The 17,628-nt window shown below is 44.6% G+C and carries 13 protein-coding genes and 1 riboswitch; of the genes, 8 read left to right on the forward strand and 5 right to left on the reverse strand.

The window, feature by feature from the left end; translation table 11 throughout:
* The first annotated feature begins 582 nt into the window (after positions 1-582).
* The 4 genes from helD (at position 583) to M1D69_RS04395 (ending at position 8,905) form a co-directional block, all read left to right on the forward strand.
* Positions 583-2,907 carry an RNA polymerase recycling motor HelD gene (gene helD, locus M1D69_RS04380; protein ID WP_458110424.1) on the forward strand — a complete coding sequence of 775 codons (2,325 nt, stop codon included), beginning with the start codon at positions 583-585 and terminating at the stop codon, positions 2,905-2,907.
* A 174-nt stretch (positions 2,908-3,081) separates the two neighbouring features.
* Entirely contained in the window at positions 3,082-4,896 is a 1,815-nt protein-coding gene (locus M1D69_RS04385; protein ID WP_458104452.1) for an assimilatory sulfite reductase (NADPH) flavoprotein subunit, read from the forward strand.
* A gap of 25 nt (positions 4,897-4,921) precedes the next feature.
* On the forward strand, positions 4,922-6,640 hold the full coding sequence (gene cysI / locus M1D69_RS04390; protein ID WP_458104451.1) for an assimilatory sulfite reductase (NADPH) hemoprotein subunit: 1,719 nt from the start codon (positions 4,922-4,924) through the stop codon (positions 6,638-6,640).
* A gap of 252 nt (positions 6,641-6,892) precedes the next feature.
* Positions 6,893-8,905: a Na+/H+ antiporter gene (locus tag M1D69_RS04395; RefSeq protein WP_458104450.1), complete on the forward strand. Its 2,013-nt coding sequence runs from the start codon at positions 6,893-6,895 to the stop codon at positions 8,903-8,905.
* Between the two features lie 46 nt (positions 8,906-8,951).
* Here M1D69_RS04395 and yvgO read toward each other — a convergent pair whose 3' ends face one another.
* On the reverse strand, positions 8,952-9,437 hold the full coding sequence (gene yvgO / locus M1D69_RS04400) for a stress response protein YvgO (protein WP_024122833.1): 486 nt from the start codon (positions 9,435-9,437) through the stop codon (positions 8,952-8,954).
* Between the two features lie 242 nt (positions 9,438-9,679).
* Between yvgO and pgoN the strand changes: the two genes are divergently transcribed.
* Positions 9,680-10,510, forward strand: a complete 831-nt coding sequence (pgoN, locus tag M1D69_RS04405) for a glyoxal/methylglyoxal reductase (protein ID WP_458104449.1) — start codon at positions 9,680-9,682, stop codon at positions 10,508-10,510.
* A 33-nt stretch (positions 10,511-10,543) separates the two neighbouring features.
* On the opposite strand, the gene modB is transcribed toward pgoN, so the two are convergent.
* Both modB and modA read right to left on the reverse strand, forming a co-directional pair.
* Positions 10,544-11,236, reverse strand: coding sequence for a molybdate ABC transporter permease subunit (gene modB / locus M1D69_RS04410; RefSeq protein ID WP_458104448.1), 693 nt, complete (start codon positions 11,234-11,236; stop codon positions 10,544-10,546).
* Entirely contained in the window at positions 11,208-11,990 is a 783-nt protein-coding gene (gene modA, locus M1D69_RS04415) for a molybdate ABC transporter substrate-binding protein (RefSeq protein WP_458104447.1), read from the reverse strand. Before modA ends, modB begins: the two co-directional genes overlap by 29 nt.
* Before the next feature lie 110 nt (positions 11,991-12,100).
* Here modA and M1D69_RS04420 point away from each other — a divergent pair, with 110 nt between their 5' ends.
* A complete protein-coding gene (locus M1D69_RS04420) occupies positions 12,101-13,027 on the forward strand; it encodes a substrate-binding domain-containing protein (protein ID WP_458106209.1) in 927 nt (308 codons plus the stop codon).
* Positions 13,028-13,052: 25 nt separating this feature from the next.
* Here the strand turns inward: M1D69_RS04420 and M1D69_RS04425 are convergent, their stop codons facing one another.
* Positions 13,053-14,909: an LTA synthase family protein gene (locus M1D69_RS04425; RefSeq protein WP_458104446.1), complete on the reverse strand. Its 1,857-nt coding sequence runs from the start codon at positions 14,907-14,909 to the stop codon at positions 13,053-13,055.
* A 102-nt stretch (positions 14,910-15,011) separates the two neighbouring features.
* Entirely contained in the window at positions 15,012-15,494 is a 483-nt protein-coding gene (locus tag M1D69_RS04430) for a metal-dependent hydrolase (protein WP_458104445.1), read from the reverse strand.
* A 165-nt stretch (positions 15,495-15,659) separates the two neighbouring features.
* On the opposite strand from M1D69_RS04430, the gene sspJ reads away from it, so the two are divergent.
* Positions 15,660-15,800 carry a small acid-soluble spore protein SspJ gene (gene sspJ / locus M1D69_RS04435; RefSeq protein ID WP_010331863.1) on the forward strand — a complete coding sequence of 47 codons (141 nt, stop codon included), beginning with the start codon at positions 15,660-15,662 and terminating at the stop codon, positions 15,798-15,800.
* Between the two features lie 116 nt (positions 15,801-15,916).
* Positions 15,917-16,096: riboswitch (Lysine riboswitch) on the forward strand.
* A gap of 104 nt (positions 16,097-16,200) precedes the next feature.
* Positions 16,201-17,610, forward strand: a complete 1,410-nt coding sequence (locus tag M1D69_RS04440) for an amino acid permease (RefSeq protein WP_103671332.1) — start codon at positions 16,201-16,203, stop codon at positions 17,608-17,610.
* Positions 17,611-17,628: the final 18 nt, after the last annotated feature.

A 17,628-nucleotide genomic window follows, 5' to 3' on the forward strand; every position in this document is an offset into this window, starting at 1 on the left:
TTCCTCCTAGCTTATTCTGGTTCTTTCTTCATGTTCATATCATAAACCGTGAGAAATAATGTAACATCGTCCTAATCTCCCAAATTAGAAACTTCATTTTGTTGAAATATGTCGAAATTGGATAAAAAATGACTATTTTACTGCGTCTATAGGTATGATAGCAAGGATGGAAGGCTATTGATTTTAGTTGCTATATGGATGATAATACAGCCAGTTTAGTCACTCTTCACGTGAGATGAACTGATAAACACGGCAACGCTCTGTGTGTTTTTAAAATGAAAAAGATATATTTTCACATGGAAGATTGAATGTTATAAGGAATCGATACTGATGAAAGAGAAGATTCGCAACCTTAAAAAGCACGTACAAGAGTGACGAATGTGAAATCTTAAAATAAAAAACCGATTTCGAGTTGAAATCGGTTTTTTTATGCATATAAATAACCCAAACCTTGAACGATGTTGGGTGAATGTGTTATTATAAATTGTATTTGCCTGTTTTTATCATATATTAAATATATATCCAATTCTATTTTACATTATTTCTTCTTCGTTTGTCAACTATTTTCTGGAGGTGCCGTTCATGAATCAGCATGATAAGGAATGGAAAGAAGAGCAGTCAAGAATAGATGATGTACTGCAGGAGCTCGAGAATAAAGAGCGGCTTCTCGAAACGTCCGCGAGCGGATTAAAGCATGATATTATCGGATTACGAAAAAACTTCTGGGAGGATGTCACGGTTAACTTTGATGACGTCCATGAAGCGGTTGAAACGATGGCAAGCATGAAGCAGCAGGCAGAGCTGCTGTCTGATCGGGAACGGAATCATCGGCATATGGATCAGCAGCTCAAACGAATTCATCAATTAAAAGCATCGCCTTATTTTGGCCGGATTGATTTTATTGAAAACGGCGAGAAACAGGCGGAGCAGATCTATATCGGTTTAGCATCCTGTATGGATGAGCAAGAGGAACACTTTCTGATTTATGATTGGAGAGCACCGATATCAAGCCTTTACTATCATTATTCCCCAGGAAAAGCTGAATACGAGGTTCCCGGCGAAACGATAGAAGGGGAAATGGTGCTGAAGCGCCAGTTTATCATTAAAAACGGCGCTCTCAAAGCGATGTTTAATACTGATATGACGATTGGCGATGAAATGCTGCAAGAGGTATTAAGCCATCACTCTGATACACAAATGAAAAACATCGTGTCCACGATTCAGAGAGAACAAAATCAGATTATCCGAAATGAAAAAAGCAAATTTCTGATTGTGCAGGGTGCGGCAGGCAGCGGAAAAACGTCAGCAGCGCTCCAGCGTGTCGCTTATTTGTTATACAGGCACCGCGGTGTAATTGATGCCGGACAAATCGTTTTATTTTCCCCAAACTTTTTGTTTAACAGCTATGTCTCCTCTGTTTTGCCTGAATTAGGCGAAGAAAATATGGAACAGGCGACATTTCAGGAATATATCGAGCATCGGCTTGGCCGCAAGTTTCAATGTGAAAGCCCCTTTGATCAGCTGGAATATTGCCTGACCAAAACAAAAGATGGCAGTTTTCAATCAAGGCTTGCCGGAATCACGTGGAAGGCAGGCTTATCTTTTCAGCGATTTATTGATGAATACGTCAGCAGGCTGTCTTCTGAAGGTATGATCTTTAAAAATATCGTTTTCCGCGGACAAAAACTGATCACAAAGGAACAAGTCCAAGCGTATTTTTACTCGCTCGATCAAAGCCTGTCCATTCCGAACCGGATGGAACAAACGGCAAATTGGCTGCTGAGTGAGCTTAACAAGCTGGAGAAAAAGGAACGGCGAAAGGATTGGGTCGTTCAGGAAGCCGAGCTTCTCGACAAAGAGGAATATTTGGAAGTGTACAAAAAGCTGCAGGCAAGAAAACGGTTTAGTGAGAGTACATTTAACGATCATCAGAGAGAACAGCAGCTGCTTGCCGCAATGATTGTAAAGAAGGCCTTCAAACCTATTAAACAGGCGGTCAGGCAACTGGCGTTTCTTGATGTCAAACAGCTGTATCTGCAATTGTTTTCTGACTGGGGAAGCAAAGCTCAAACAGAGGATACTGCGGCACTAGGGGAGCTGACAAGGTCGGCATTTGGAGAAAATAAACTGCTCTATGAGGACGCGTCTCCATTTCTATATTTGCAGGATTTGCTAGAAGGCAGAAAGAAAAACACGCAGATCAAACATCTATTTATCGATGAAGCTCAAGATTATTCTCCATTCCAGATGGCGTATATAAGGAGTATTTTTCCGTCTGCCAGCATGACGGTGCTCGGTGATATCAATCAGTCTATTTACACCCATGCGATAAAGGGTGCAGCACGTATGGATGCCGGCTTTGAAAAAGAGCAGGCTGAGTGTGTCCGTTTAAAAAGAACGTACAGATCAACGAGACAAATTGTGGAATTGACAAAAGCGCTGCTGCAGGACGGGGCGGACATTGAGCCTTTTAACAGAGATGGGGAAATGCCCTGCGTGTTAAAAAGCGAGGGTCGCGAGGATCTTTGTCAAAAGATTACGCGAGAAATTGGGCGACTTAGAAAGAAAGGGCATGAAACCATTGCTGTTATTTGCAAAACGGCGCAGCAGTCAAGACAGGCACACGCTCAAATAAGCGAATATATCGATATTCGGCTGATTCATAAAGAAAACCAAACGTTTCAAAAGGGAGTCTGTGTTATCCCGGTTTATTTAGCGAAGGGAATTGAGTTTGACGCAGTACTTGTCTATGATGCCTCAGAAGAACAATATAGAACAGAGCACGACCGCAGGCTGCTGTACACTGCCTGCACCCGGGCCATGCACGGGCTGACCGTTTCTTCTATCGGTGAACCAAGTCCGTTTGTGGGTGCTGTGCCCCCTCATTTATATAAAAATGCTGATTGAAAGAGAAGGGATGCCTTCTCTTTTTTCTTCATTTAAATGAGACAAAGGGGTTTTATCATTAATAATCTTAATCGTTATCATCATGTAAATATATTTTACTTGCGGTGTGTCTTCCGGTAAAGTTCAATTAGATACTATTTCGATCAGTTTATACAATTTTGTGAGGTGGATACGTTGCAACTTCAGGTAATGAACAGTCCGTTTAATCAGGAGCAGGCAGAGCTCCTTAACCGCCTTCTGCCAACCTTGACAGAATCTCAGAAAATCTGGCTGAGCGGCTATTTATCAGCGCAATCTGTTTCCGTACTGGAAACATCGGGGGAGCCGGCTGCTGTGTCTGCGGGTGTAACGGCACCGGCCATTTCAAAAGAAGTCACCGTCCTTTACGGTTCACAGACGGGAAACGCACAAGGGCTTGCAGAGAACGCAGGCAAGCAGCTTGAGGAGCGAGGCTTTCAAGTCACCCTTTCATCCATGAGTGACTTTAAGCCGAACCAGCTCAAGAAAATTAACAATCTTCTGATTGTCGTCAGTACGCATGGCGAAGGTGAGCCGCCTGATAACGCGCTGTCGTTTCACGAATTTTTGCACGGAAGACGGGCGCCTAAGCTTGATGATCTTCGCTTTTCTGTTTTGGCGCTTGGTGACAGTTCATACGAATTCTTCTGTCAGACAGGAAAAGAATTTGATCAGCGTTTGGAAGAGCTTGGCGGAAAACGAATTTCTCCGCGCGTTGACTGTGATTTGGATTATGATGAGCCGGCTGCTGAATGGCTGGAAAGCGTATGTGAGGGCTTAAGTGAAGCCGAGGGCGGAAGCGCCGCGCCTGCGCCGGCCGCAGCGCCTCAAACTGGTGAATCTGCGTATTCAAGAACAAACCCTTTCCGGGCGGAAGTGTTAGAAAATTTAAATTTAAACGGCCGCGGATCAAATAAAGAAACACGACATGTAGAGCTGTCTCTTGAAGGATCAGGCCTTACGTATGAACCTGGTGACAGCCTCGGCGTCTATCCGGAAAATGATCCGGTACTTGTCGATTTGCTGCTTCAGGAAATGAATTGGGACCCCGAAGAAATTGTGACGCTGAATAAGCAAGGCGATGTCCGTCCGCTGAAAGAAGCGCTGATTTCTCATTATGAAATTACTGTTCTCACAAAGCCGCTTCTTGAACAGGCTGCTCATTTGACGGGAAGCGAGGAGCTTAGAGAGCTTTTAGCACCGGGAAATGAGGGTAAAGTGAAAGCGTATATTGAAGGGCGCGATTTGCTTGATCTGATCCGGGATTATGGCCCGTTCAGTGTAACGGCGCAGGAGTTTGTATCCATTCTTCGAAAAATGCCGGCCCGCCTCTATTCAATTGCTAGCAGCTTATCCGCAAACCCGGATGAAGTGCATTTAACGATTGGTGCAGTCCGGTACGACGCGCATGGCCGCGAACGAAAAGGCGTCTGCTCGATTTTATGCGCGGAGCGTCTGCAGCCGGGAGACACACTGCCGGTTTATGTCCAGCATAATCAGAACTTCAAGCTTCCGAAGGATCCTGAAACACCGATTATCATGGTCGGCCCTGGGACAGGCGTTGCACCGTTCCGTTCCTTTATGCAGGAGCGCGAGGAGACGGGAGCTGAAGGAAAAGCATGGATGTTTTTCGGTGATCAGCATTTTGTCACAGATTTCCTTTATCAGACAGAGTGGCAGAATTGGCTGAAAGACGGCGTGCTGACAAAAATGGACGTAGCGTTCTCACGCGATACGGAAGAAAAAGTGTATGTGCAGCACCGCATGCTTGAACAGAGCGCAGAACTGTTTGAATGGCTTCAGGAAGGAGCGGCTGTTTACATTTGCGGAGATGAAAAGCACATGGCACACGATGTCCATAACACACTCTTAGACATTATAGAAAAAGAAGGCAATATGACCCGTGAAGAAGCGGAAGTTTATCTTGCCGATATGCAGCAGCAAAAACGTTATCAGCGTGATGTATACTGATTTGACCTGAAAGGAGTTTTTCAACATGGTGACCAAAATCTTAAAAGCACCGGACGGCTCTCCAAGTGACGTCGAGCGCATTAAAGAAGAAAGCGATTATTTGCGCGGCACACTAAAAGAAGTGATGCTGGATCGGATCAGTGCGGGAATTCCGGATGATGACAACCGCCTGATGAAACACCACGGCAGTTATTTGCAGGATGACCGCGATCTCCGCAATGAACGCCAAAAGCAAAAGCTTGAACCGGCTTATCAGTTCATGCTGCGCGTCCGTATGCCGGGCGGCGTATCGACGCCTGAGCAATGGCTCGTGATGGATGAACTTTCGCAAAAATACGGTAACGGCACCCTAAAGCTGACGACGCGTGAAACGTTCCAGATGCACGGGATTTTAAAATGGAACATGAAAAAAACCATTCAGACGATCCATTCGGCTCTTCTGGATACAATCGCGGCTTGCGGAGACGTAAACCGGAATGTGATGTGCGCATCGAATCCTTACCAGTCTGAAATCCATTCTGAAGTATACGAATGGTCCAAAAAATTAAGTGATGATCTCCTGCCACGAACAAGAGCGTATCATGAAATTTGGCTTGATGAGGAAAGAGTGGCCGGCACGCCTGACGCAGAAGAAGTCGAGCCGATGTACGGGCCGCTTTACCTGCCGCGGAAATTCAAAATCGGTATTGCGGTTCCGCCGTCAAATGATATTGACGTCTTTTCGCAGGATCTCGGATTCATTGCGATTGTGGAAGATGGCAAGCTTATCGGATTTAACGTGGCAATCGGCGGCGGTATGGGAATGACGCACGGCGACAAAGCGACATATCCGCAGTTAGCCAAGGTAATTGGATTCTGCCGCCCTGAACAAATGTATGACGTTGCTGAAAAAACAATTACGATTCAGCGTGACTACGGAAACCGTTCCGTCCGTAAAAATGCCCGTTTCAAATACACAGTTGACCGCCTCGGTTTGGAAACAGTGAAAGAGGAATTGGAAAACCGTCTCGGCTGGAGCCTGGAAGAAGCGAAGCCGTACCATTTTGATCATAACGGCGACCGCTACGGATGGGTGGAAGGCATTGAAGATAAATGGCATTTTACGCTGTTTGTCGAAGGCGGCCGTGTGACGGATTACGAGGATTATAAGCTGATGACAGGCTTGCGTGAAATTGCTAAAGTTCATACAGGCGATTTCCGTCTGACAGCCAATCAGAACTTGATTATCGGCAATGTTCCAAGCGAGAAAAAGGATGAAATCAACGCATTAATCGATCAATACGGGTTAACTGACGGAAAGCATTATACAGCGCTGCGCCGCAGCTCTATGGCGTGTGTTGCTCTTCCGACCTGCGGATTGGCGATGGCTGAAGCAGAACGTTATTTGCCGACCCTTTTAGATAAAGTGGATGAGATTATTGACGAAAACGGTCTTCGTGATGAGGAAATTACCATTCGCATGACAGGCTGCCCGAACGGCTGCGCCCGCCATGCGCTCGGAGAGATTGGATTTATCGGAAAGGCGCCTGGTAAATATAATATGTATCTAGGCGCTGCGTTTGACGGCAGCCGCTTAAGCAAAATGTACCGCGAAAATATCGGAGAAGAAGACATTTTGAGCGAGCTGCGCGTCCTGCTTTCCCGCTATGCGAAAGAACGCGAGGAAGGTGAGCACTTCGGTGATTTCGTCATTCGCGCCGGTATCATTAAAGCGACAACTGACGGGATGAATTTTCATAATTGAGATGAGAGACAGGGGGGATTGCCCTGTCTCTTTTTGATTTTGCTTTGCGGCAAAAAAGTTCACCATGAGCATATCATGAGAAAAAATACCCTAAAAAGGGTACTATAAAAGAAGACTAGTGTGGAGGAGACTCCTGCGGAATCCAGTATTGGATGTAAGGCCATCCTTTATCTTTTGCAAGCCTCAGCCTCTTCGGACAAATATTTATCAACTCATCATGCAGATACGCAGCAGATTAAGGAGGTTATGCATTTGGACATATTTTTAGTCGTCCTTGTTTTACTGGCTATTATTGCGATTTCTAACATTGTCAATCGGTTTATCCCGCTTATTCCAGTGCCTCTGATTCAGGTGGCGCTTGGGATTATTGCCGCCTCATTTCCACAGGGGCTTCATTTTGAATTAAACACGGAATTGTTTTTCGTCTTGTTTATTGCGCCTCTTCTATTTAATGATGGAAAGAGGACGCCTCGGGCGGAGCTTTGGAATTTAAGAGCTCCAATTTTATTGCTTGCACTTGGCCTTGTATTTGCGACTGTGATTGTAGGAGGATACACGATCCACTGGATGATTCCTGATATTCCGCTGGCAGCGGCCTTTGGACTGGCAGCCATTCTTTCACCGACTGATGTCGTCGCTGTCAGCGCATTATCAGGAAGGGTGAAGATGCCGAAAGGAATTCTGCGCCTGCTTGAAGGGGAAGGGCTGATGAATGATGCATCAGGTCTGGTCGCCTTTAAATTTGCGATTGCCGCAGCGGTTACCGGGGCATTTTCACTGGCGCAAGCAGCTGTCAGCTTTGTGTTTATTTCTGTTGGCGGCCTTTTGTGCGGAGTTGTCATTTCGTTCTTGATTATCCGCTTTCGTCTATTCCTGCGCCGCCTTGGCATGCAGGATGTCACGATGCACATGCTGATTCAAATTCTGACGCCTTTTGTGATTTATCTGGCAGCGGAGGAAATCGGTGTTTCCGGCATTTTAGCCGTTGTGGCGGGCGGTATTACACATGCGGTTGAACAGGACCGTCTCGAATCGACGATGGTGAAGCTGCAAATCGTCTCATCGAGTACGTGGAACATTATTTTATTTATTTTGAACGGCCTTGTCTTTGTCATCCTTGGCGCACAAATTCCGGATGTCATTTCGGTGATTTTTAACGATACAGCGATCAGCAACATGAAAGTGATCGGCTATATTCTGGTCATTACATTTACGTTAATGCTTCTTAGATTTCTGTGGGTGCTGTTCTTCTGGAACGGCAAGTGGTTCTTTAATAAAGATCAAACCATTTATAAGCCGGGACTTCGTTCTACATTGTTAATTTCCATTTCAGGTGTGCGGGGAGCGGTTACGCTTGCAGGTTCATTCTCCATCCCATATTTCCTGGAGGATGGCACACCGTTTCCGGAAAGAAATCTGATTCTCTTTTTAGCCGCAGGCGTCATTTTATGCACGCTTGTTATTGCCACCTTCGTGCTTCCGCTTCTGACAGAAAAAGAAGAAGATGACGAAGAAAAAAATAAGAAGCTGCTGACGGCGAGACGCAAACTGATCAAAACGGCCCTCAAAACGATTAAAGAAGATATGAATGATACAAACAAAACGGCGTCTCTTGCGGTCATTGCCGAATACAATGAGAAAATGAAAAACCTTCGTTTTCAGCAATATACAACGTCAACCCGCATAAAAAAGTATGAACGGAAAGTCCGCGCTCAAGGGATTAAAGCCGAGCAAGAAGAACTGATGAAACTGCTGGAGCGGGGAGACATCCCGGAAGAAACGGCAAACGCTCTGCAAGAACGGTTTAATGAATTGGAAATTTTGTATGCCAACCCGTTTAAAGTCGGTTTATCAAAAACAAGGCTGAAACGTCTGATGTATTGGATTTTCTTCGGAGAACATAAAAAGCCGGAGATGTCGATTTTAAACGAAGAGGGATTAATGAGAGCAACTAGGGTTAAAACGGCTAAAGCTGCGATAGGACATTTGGAAAAGCATATACCGGAAGAACATAAAGAAGTATTTTTATCTGTCATCTCGTTTTATAAACAATTAATTTTCAGATTGGAGCACAGCCATCGCGAATATAAATCGAACGCCCATTTTGAAAATCAGAAGCTGGAAGTGAAGCTGAAGGCTGTGCAGGCGATTAGAAATGAGATTCAGACGCTCTTTGAGGAGCGGGAAATTTCCCGGGACATCTCTCATGAGCTTCGACAATATATTAATGATGTGGAAGCCGCAATGCTAGAAGGCGGCGAATAATTCCAAGAAAAAAAGCTGGCATCGGACGCCAGCTTTTTTCTATAGGTTAGGGGCGATGGAATTCGACAGTGTTGTCGTTTCGGTCGAACCAGCCTCTGAAGGCCCAGTTGATCCAGCCGCCGTCTCCTTTGTTTGTGAAGCTTCCGTCTTCAAATACCCAAATGCCGTACGTAATGCCGTCATAAACGGCCGAGCCGTAAAACTGCACACCATTTAAGTGATCTTCATACTCCTGGCTTAAGTTAAAAACCATGACGTTATATTTTTGGCCGGATGCGTAGAAGGAAGACTCCATGAGATTTTTCACAAAACCGTCCCTGTTCTGGGCTGATTTAATGGCATCTGAGATTTGGTTGGCAATCCCAAGCAAATCAAGGTTGACGTTTAAACCGACTTCTGCGGCAGCTGTTCCGGCTGTTGTTTTCTGTGAGATCTTCGGTGCGGGATTTTCCTCAGCAGAGGCAAGGGACAAAGGGGCAATTGTCAAAGCGGCGCCAAGTGCAAGAGTCATTGGGATACGAATACGTTTCAATTTGTTTCCTCCTCTATGTTTTGTGGGCTACAGTATTCGCTTACCCTGCTCGCTGTCTAAATAATCTTATAATTGATAAAATAGGAAAAAAATAGTACAAATGCGCATTGTTTACTATGAAATAAAAAACGTCCTTATGAAAAAAGAAGCAAAAAGAGGGCCTAAGCGTATTATTGGTATCGGCTGAGAGGAATGTGAGATAATATAGACGCTTACATTTCAGTGAAAGGGTGGATGTTCAAGTGCCAACAAGTTTAAAAGATACTGTAAAGTTACATAACGGAGTTGAAATGCCTTGGTTCGGTCTTGGTGTTTTTAAAGTAGAAAACGGAAGTGAAGCGACTGAATCGGTTAAAGCTGCGATTAAAAATGGCTACCGCAGCATTGATACAGCGGCTGTCTATAAAAATGAAGAAGGTGTAGGCATCGGCATTAAAGAATCCGGTGTTGCAAGAGAAGAGCTCTTCATTACATCAAAAGTATGGAATGAAGATCAGGGTTACGACACAACGCTTGCTGCCTTTGAAAAAAGCCTGGAAAGACTTCAGCTTGATTATTTAGACTTATATTTAATCCACTGGCCTGGCAAGGATAAGTATAAAGATACATGGCGCGCGCTTGAAAAGCTGTACAAAGACGGCAAAATCCGCGCGATCGGCGTCAGCAACTTCCAAGTTCATCATTTAGAAGAGCTTTTGAAAGATGCTGAAATCAAACCGATGGTGAACCAAGTTGAATTTCACCCTCGTTTGACGCAAAAAGAATTAAGAGACTACTGCAAAAAGCAAGGCATCCAGCTGGAAGCATGGTCTCCGCTTATGCAGGGCCAGCTGCTTGATAACGAAGTGCTGACACAGATCGCTGAAAAATATAATAAATCTGTAGCACAAGTGATTTTGCGCTGGGATCTTCAGCATGAAGTTGTAACGATTCCAAAATCGATTAAAGAACACCGTATTATCGAAAACGCTGATATTTTTGATTTCGAATTGTCTCAAGAAGACATGGATAAGATTGATGCGTTAAATCAAGATGAACGTGTCGGTCCAAACCCCGATGAGCTTCTGTTTTAATCAAAAACTCCCCGTCTGCACACGGGGAGTTTTTTAGTGCGTTTTTTTCAGTTGAATCAAAAACAGCATCAGAAAGGAAATCACGATGATACAGACGACCCACGCCCATGCAAGTGTGTTGTTGCCGGAATCCAAAGCGACATAAATGGCTGTCGGCAGAGTTTGGGTAACACCCGGGATATTCCCGGCAAACATTAAGGTGGCGCCGAATTCACCGAGCGCCCGAGCCAGACTGAGAATGCTTCCGGTCAGCAACGATGGATACGCCAGCGGAATGGAGATATGGATAAACACCTTCCATCTGCTTGCTCCGTCTACCATTGCCGCTCCCTCTATATCGGGGTCAATATTGGAAAACCCGGTTTTGGCCGATTGATACATAAGCGGAAAAGCCACGATAGCAGACGCAATCACAGCAGCCCACCAGGTGAAGATCACGGGCTGGTGAAAGATCCATTCGATCGCTTGTCCGATGAAGCTGTGCTTTCCAAACATGACGATCAAAATAAAACCGACAACGGTGGGCGGAAGAACGAGAGGAAGCATAAAAATCGTTTCGAGTATGGTTTTTCCGAAAAATGATGCTCGTGACATCCATGCCCCCGCCAAAGTTCCGAGAATGATCACCGCGATTCCGGCGACCGCCGCCACTTGAAAGGAAAGCATAACCGGCGTGAAAAATTCTGAAGTGCTGATGTTATTCAGCAGTAAAACCATATTTCTCAAACACTTTCATCGCTTCATCTGTTTGCAGGTAATCGTAAAATTCCTTCGCTTCCTTATGGTGTTTCGTATCTTTTACAATTCCTAACGGGTAAACGATCGGGCTGTGTGTATCAGCTTTTGTCTCATCGACGATTTTGACTTTCTTAGAGATCAGCGCGTCTGTTTTATAAACGACACCTGCGTCTACATTGCCTGTTTCTACATATGAAAGAACCTGGCGAACGTCTTTTCCGTACACGATCTTATCTTTTACTTTATCCCATAGAGACAGCTTTGTCAGTGATTCTTTTCCATAAGCTCCTGCCGGTACAGATTCTGGAGTCCCGAGAGCAATTTTTTCTGAATCAGTCAGATTGTCAAAGCCTGTGACCGGTGAATCTCCATCCTTAGGCACAACGAGCACAATTTCATTTCCGACTAAATGAGTGCTGTCTTTTTTAGCGATATCCCCATCATCTACAAGTTTTTGGAATTTGTCCTCAGCGGCTGAGAAGAACAGATCCGCCCCGGCTCCTTGAGAAATTTGCTTTTGCAAGGCACCTGATGAGCCAAAGTTATCTTGGATCGTAATATTGTGATGGGTTTTCTCGTAATTCTTTTGAATTTCCTCGAGTGCATCCTGGGCACTGGCAGCTGCTGAGACAGTTAAGGTCACTTTTTTCTCATTGTCACTTGATGATTGGCTGGCAGAGCAGCCTACTGCAAGCAGGAAAACAGTTAATGCTGCGGTCAGAATGGAATACTTCTTAAACATGATTGCACCCCTTATAATTAGTTATATCTAATTATAACTGATTATGTTTGGGGTATGTGGGTTTTGTTACATTCTCTGAAAAGGTATAATGAAATAGGAGAGTGATGATGATGAATGAAACCTCTTCCTATACGATAGAAGAAGTGGCTGGTCTGCTGAAGGTATCAAAGCTGACCGTTTATGATTTGATTAAAAAAGGCATGATCCCTGCTTACCGTGTCGGAAGGCAGATGCGTGTCGATGAAGCAGATTTAAAGCAATATAAGGCGAACATGAGAATGTCTCAGCCTGTGTCTTCACCCGAAGAGCCGAGAAAGACACAGGAGCCGATGCCGGAGGGAAGGCGGAATGTCGTCCTCAGCGGACAGGATATATCGATGGATCTGCTCAGCAAGCATTTGGAAAATGCCATTCAAGAGACGCCGCTCCGCCAATACAAAGGCAGCTTAAACAGCCTCATTGACATGTACCAAGGCAAATGCGACATTGTCAGTCTTCATCTGTACGATGCGGAAACCGCTCAATATAATACGCCTTATGTCAAACGCATTCTGTCAGGCGAACCGTTTTGTCAGATGAATGTTGTCCTTCGCAAAGCCGGCTTATATGTTCAAAAAGGAAATCCGAAAAACATACAAGGCTGGGATGACCTGAAACGAACCGACATCCGCATCATCAACAGAGAAAAAGGATCGGGCGCAAGAGTGCTGCTTGACGAACAGATTGGTCTGCTTGGTGTGACACCTTCAGACGTCAAGGGATACAGTGACATTGTGACTGATCATTATGCTGTTGCCTCCCAGGTCTCGAGCGGGCAGGCAGACGCGGGAATCGGGGCGCAGCACGCGGCACATATGGGAAACGTTGATTTTATCCCGCTCATCGAGGAACAATACGACATTGTCATTTTGAAAAAACACCAGCAGCTGCTTGAAGCTGTAAGGAGCATCTTGAAATCAGAAGAATATAAGGCCAACCTGTCTCATCTCAATGGCTATCAAACGAAGCTGACAGGTAAAGTGATATACGAAACATGAAAAAAATCCCTCGTAGAGGGATTTTTTATTGACCATAAAAACGCAGAAGGTCTCCGTTTAACATTTTATCAGAGAGAGACAGCTCTTCAGTTGCTTTTTCTTTATAGGGAGCGCACGCATCTTGGTTTTCTAACACTTCTCCTGTTTTTTGGCTGTAGCATGTGTTTTTCGTATATACATAGTCGTTCGTGATAAAGCTGCCGTTTCTCAGCACGGCAAATGGCGTTCGGTTGTTTGACATCAAATCATTGCCAAACTGAATATCACCTTTTGTATCAATTCCGAGCAGGTGCATCAGAGTCGGCCTGACGTCAACCTGTCCTCCGGCATCGGAGATTGTTTCCGGGTTTTGATCAGTGATTCCAGGAATATGAATGATAAACGGCACCCGCTGAAGCTGGATGGTGTCATATGGCGTAATTTCACGTTTTCCTAAAAACTCAGCCAGGGCTTTATTATGGGCTTCTGATATGCCGTAATGATCTCCCATAAAGACAATCATCGAGTTTTCGTATAAGCCTTCATCCTTGAGCTTTTTGATAAAATGCTTCAGTGCTTCATCCTCATAGCGAACCGTCGTCACATAGCGGTTTAACAGGTTGCTGCTTGAATCATATTCATCAATCAGCTGATCCTTTTCATCAATTTCAAACGGAAAATGGTTCGTCAATGTGATGAAATTGCTGTAGAACGGCTGCGGCAGGCTTTTCAGTTTAGAAGCTGACTGTTCCAGAAATTCCTTATCCTTTAATCCCCAGCTTGTTGAGGTTTCGGGAGTCACATGGAACTCATCGACATCAAAAAAGCGGTCAATCCCAAACGTTTCATACATCACATCTCTGTTCCAAAATGTTTTATGATTGGCGTGAAAGACGGCTGAATAATAATCATTCTGCTTGAGTGATTTGTACATCGTATGAAATTGATGGTCACTTTTCGTAAAAAAGACGGCGCCGCTTAGGGAAGGGTATAGAGAGTTAGCGACGATAAATTCCGAATCAGACGTTTTGCCTTGCTCTGTTTGCTGGTAAAAATGATCAAAGGAATAGCTTTTTTTCATCAGATCATTCATAAACGGGGTAATTTCTTTTCCGTTTACCTTTTCATTCAGAACAAAGCTTTGAGTCGATTCAAGCGTCACAAAAATCACATTCCGTCCCTTTGCCAGTCCGAACTTGCTTTGATCAGGCTTGCTGTAGTCAGCCTCAGTATAGTTTTTGATTGTAGAGAGGCTGTCTTCATCGGCAAATGCCTTCGCACTCATATTGACAGTCTGAGAAATGGTATCGTAGATGTGGAACTGAAACAGGCCAATGCTTTTGACGAGCACTTCCCGATCGAAGGAATGTGCCAATAGCTTCGGCTGTTCAATTTCTGCAAGCCCCAGCGTACCTATAAGAATCCCGCAGGAAGCAGCATAGTACCGCTTGACCGTACGGGGGTTCGCTTTCGATTCGGGACTCTTCTCTTTTCTGAAGAGCAGCAGAAGAAAAGCCAAATCCGCAAACAGAGCGATGAACAAAGGATTAAACAGTTCTTTTACACTGCTGCCCATATCGCTCATGTTGCTGGCCTGAAACAAAACCGGAATGGTAATAAAATCGATATAAAAGCCGTAAAAAATCGTGTTGGAGATCAAAATGGCAGTCAGAACCAAATTGGCAATCAGCAAAAAGATGCGCTGCTTGCTGCCTTTTAAAAGCAGTCCAATCCCAAATAGAGGGAGTATGAAGCTAAGCGGATTGATCAGCAGAATCAGCTCCTGCAATAGAGAGTCGATCTGCAAATCAAACCCCAGTTTATAGATCACATAAGTTTTGATCCACATGAATAAGATGGATAAACTTAAAAAACGCTGATTGTGAAAAAAGGTTCCTTTCATCAATTGATAACTCCTCACGTTTTCTTGAACATCTGCCATGAGATGCTTCTTATGTAAAACCTACTAAAAACAGTCTTCTTAGACAAGCTTCAGCACTCGTGTTTAAAACATACGCCCATGGAACAGCATATAAAAATAATAGCATGATGCTATTGTCAGACCGGCCAACACAAGCTGTTCGGAAAAACTGCCTGTCTTCATATACAGCGGCAGCCGTATGCGAATGGTTGAAGGGAATAACAATTTGATGCCGTTCACTGTCCAGGCATCCAGAACCAAGTGGCTTGCCATTCCGATCATCAGCCCTGCTGATATGTTTTTATCCGGAATATATGTAGAAGTGATAAAAAACATGATGAGCAGAAACAGCAGGCTGTGTGTAAAGGTGCGGTGGCCAAAAACGGAGCTGACCACTTTCGATAAAATAGGAAACTTTCTCCCGATTTTGCTTTGCGTGTGGCAGATGTCGGGAATTAATGCGCCAACCGCGCCGGACGCCGCCATGAGTACTGGGTCAAATCCATAATAATAAGCCGCTGCGGTACAAGAAGCGATGCCTCCCATGATGTGTGTTTTTCCTGTCATTTCCCGCTTCTCCTTTATCTTTTGCAAAAATCTCTGAATTACAAATATATCAAGAGAATGTATGTTTGAGCAACAGAACTTTGGCCGATAAAAAAATGAGCCGCATAATTTCCTGAGAAAAAGGCATCTTAAAGATGTACCTATTTTCTAAAAGAGGTGATACGAATGGCTTTCTTTAATAAAGATAAAGGTAAACGTTCTGAAAAAGAAAAAAACGTAATCCAAGGAGCTCTTGAGGATGCCGGTTCAGCTCTTAAAGATGATCCGCTTCAAGAAGCTGTGCAAAAAAAGAAAAATAATCGCTAACCGCATGCGGATAGGGCTTGGCTCTATCCGCATTTTCCATCTGTTCCCTTTGACAGATCATTCTTTCTTTGATAACCTTCTGGGAGTAACTGAATAAATAAATCCTCACTCTTTCTCAGTGAGGTAGAGGTTGCGCGGATGATGAGTCACACATGCCAGGCTGACAGGAGCTGTTAAACATGTGTAAAAGGCATCAGCGCCGAAGTGTGGAGAAAGCCGATCCTTCTCTATGCTGGGACTGTATCTGAATAAGTGCAGGACTGCCGCGTGCTTTTTCGCGGAGGGCTATCCGGAGATCAAGGGTGTGTGTTTCTTTAAGCATGGACTTTTGTTCAGGCTTTTTTTGTGTTTACATGATCTCGGGTTCTGGTCCGTACAAAGAATCATTGGAGGTACTGGAATGGAACAGACAAAAAAATGGGGTTTTTGGTTATTAACGGCGTTTGTCGTTGGAAATATGGTTGGATCGGGGATTTTCTCCCTGCCGAGTTCGCTTGCTTCGATTGCAAGTCCGCTTGGCGCTACGTCCGCCTGGCTTTTAACAGGTGCGGGCGTGCTGATGATTGCGCTTGTCTTCGGGCACTTGTCCATTCGCAAGCCTGAGCTGACAGCGGGACCGCAAAGTTATGCGAGAGCGCTGTTTTCTGATCCGAAGAAAGGGAACGCTGCCGGATTCACAATGGTGTGGGGCTACTGGGTGGCGAGCTGGATCAGTAACGTGGCGATTATCACAAGTCTTGCCGGTTACTTGACTTCGTTTTTCCCGATTTTAGTTGATAAACGTGTACTGTTTGCTGTCGGCAGCCAAGAGGTGACACTCGGCCAATTGCTGACGTTTGCTGTATGTACGATTTTGCTCTGGGGAACGCACACGATTCTTGTTGCAAGCATTAACGGTGCAAGTAAATTAAACTTTATCACAACGTTTTCAAAAGTATTAGGTTTTGTTTTCTTTATCATTGCCGGATTGTTTGTGTTTCAAACGACATTATTCGATCATTTTTATTTTCCGATTCAAGGTGAGAACGGCACAAGCATTGGCATCGGCGGACAGGTTCACAACGCCGCCATTTCTACTCTATGGGCGTTTGTCGGAATTGAATCAGCAGTGATCTTGTCTGGACGCGCGCGTACTCAGCGTGATGTGAAACGTGCGACCATCACAGGTTTGTTGATCGCGTTAAGCATTTACATTATTGTCACATTGATCACAATGGGGGTTCTGCCGCACGATAAGCTTGTCGGATCTGAAAAACCGTTCGTTGATGTGCTGTATGCGATTGTCGGAAACGCAGGAAGCGTGATTATGGCGCTGCTGGCGATTCTTTGCTTATTCGGAACGATGCTCGGCTGGATTTTGCTTGGCTCTGAGGTTCCGTACCAAGCTGCTAAAGCAGGAGATTTTCCGGCGGTCTTTGCGAAAACAAATAAAAAGGGAAGCCCGGTTATTTCACTGATCATTACAAATGTGATGTCACAGGTCTTCATATTCTCTGTTATTTCCCGGACAATAAGTGACGCATTTACGTTTTTAACGACAGCGGCAACCCTTGCGTATTTAATTCCGTATTTAGTGTCTGCGATTTACAGCCTGAAGCTTGTTATCAAAGGCGAAACGTATGATCAGCTGAAAGGTTCCCGGGTAAAAGACGGATTGATCGCGATTTTAGCGTGTGTATACTCATTGTTTGTTATTGTAACAGGCACAGCGGATTTAACGACATTTATTCTCGGCATCGGTTTGTTCTTTGTCGGTCTGGTAATTTATCCGTTTGTGATTAAGAAATTCTCGAAAGAAAAACAAGCATAACAGAAGACACCTGACAAT

It is taken from the genome of Bacillus sp. PK3-037 (assembly GCF_054161355.1).

What these genes read in the sequence shown, in the direction of transcription:
- sspJ (WP_010331863.1), top strand. Translation starts at nt 15,660, where the DNA reads ATGGCTTTCTTTAATAAAGATAAAGGTAAACGTTCTGAAAAAGAAAAA.
- cysI (WP_458104451.1), top strand. Translation starts at nt 4,922, where the DNA reads ATGGTGACCAAAATCTTAAAAGCACCGGACGGCTCTCCAAGTGACGTC.
- M1D69_RS04420 (WP_458106209.1), top strand. Translation starts at nt 12,101, where the DNA reads ATGAATGAAACCTCTTCCTATACGATAGAAGAAGTGGCTGGTCTGCTG.
- M1D69_RS04425 (WP_458104446.1), bottom strand. Translation starts at nt 14,909, where the DNA reads ATGAAAGGAACCTTTTTTCACAATCAGCGTTTTTTAAGTTTATCCATC.
- M1D69_RS04440 (WP_103671332.1), top strand. Translation starts at nt 16,201, where the DNA reads ATGGAACAGACAAAAAAATGGGGTTTTTGGTTATTAACGGCGTTTGTC.
- modA (WP_458104447.1), bottom strand. Translation starts at nt 11,990, where the DNA reads ATGTTTAAGAAGTATTCCATTCTGACCGCAGCATTAACTGTTTTCCTG.
- helD (WP_458110424.1), top strand. Translation starts at nt 583, where the DNA reads ATGAATCAGCATGATAAGGAATGGAAAGAAGAGCAGTCAAGAATAGAT.
- M1D69_RS04430 (WP_458104445.1), bottom strand. Translation starts at nt 15,494, where the DNA reads ATGACAGGAAAAACACACATCATGGGAGGCATCGCTTCTTGTACCGCA.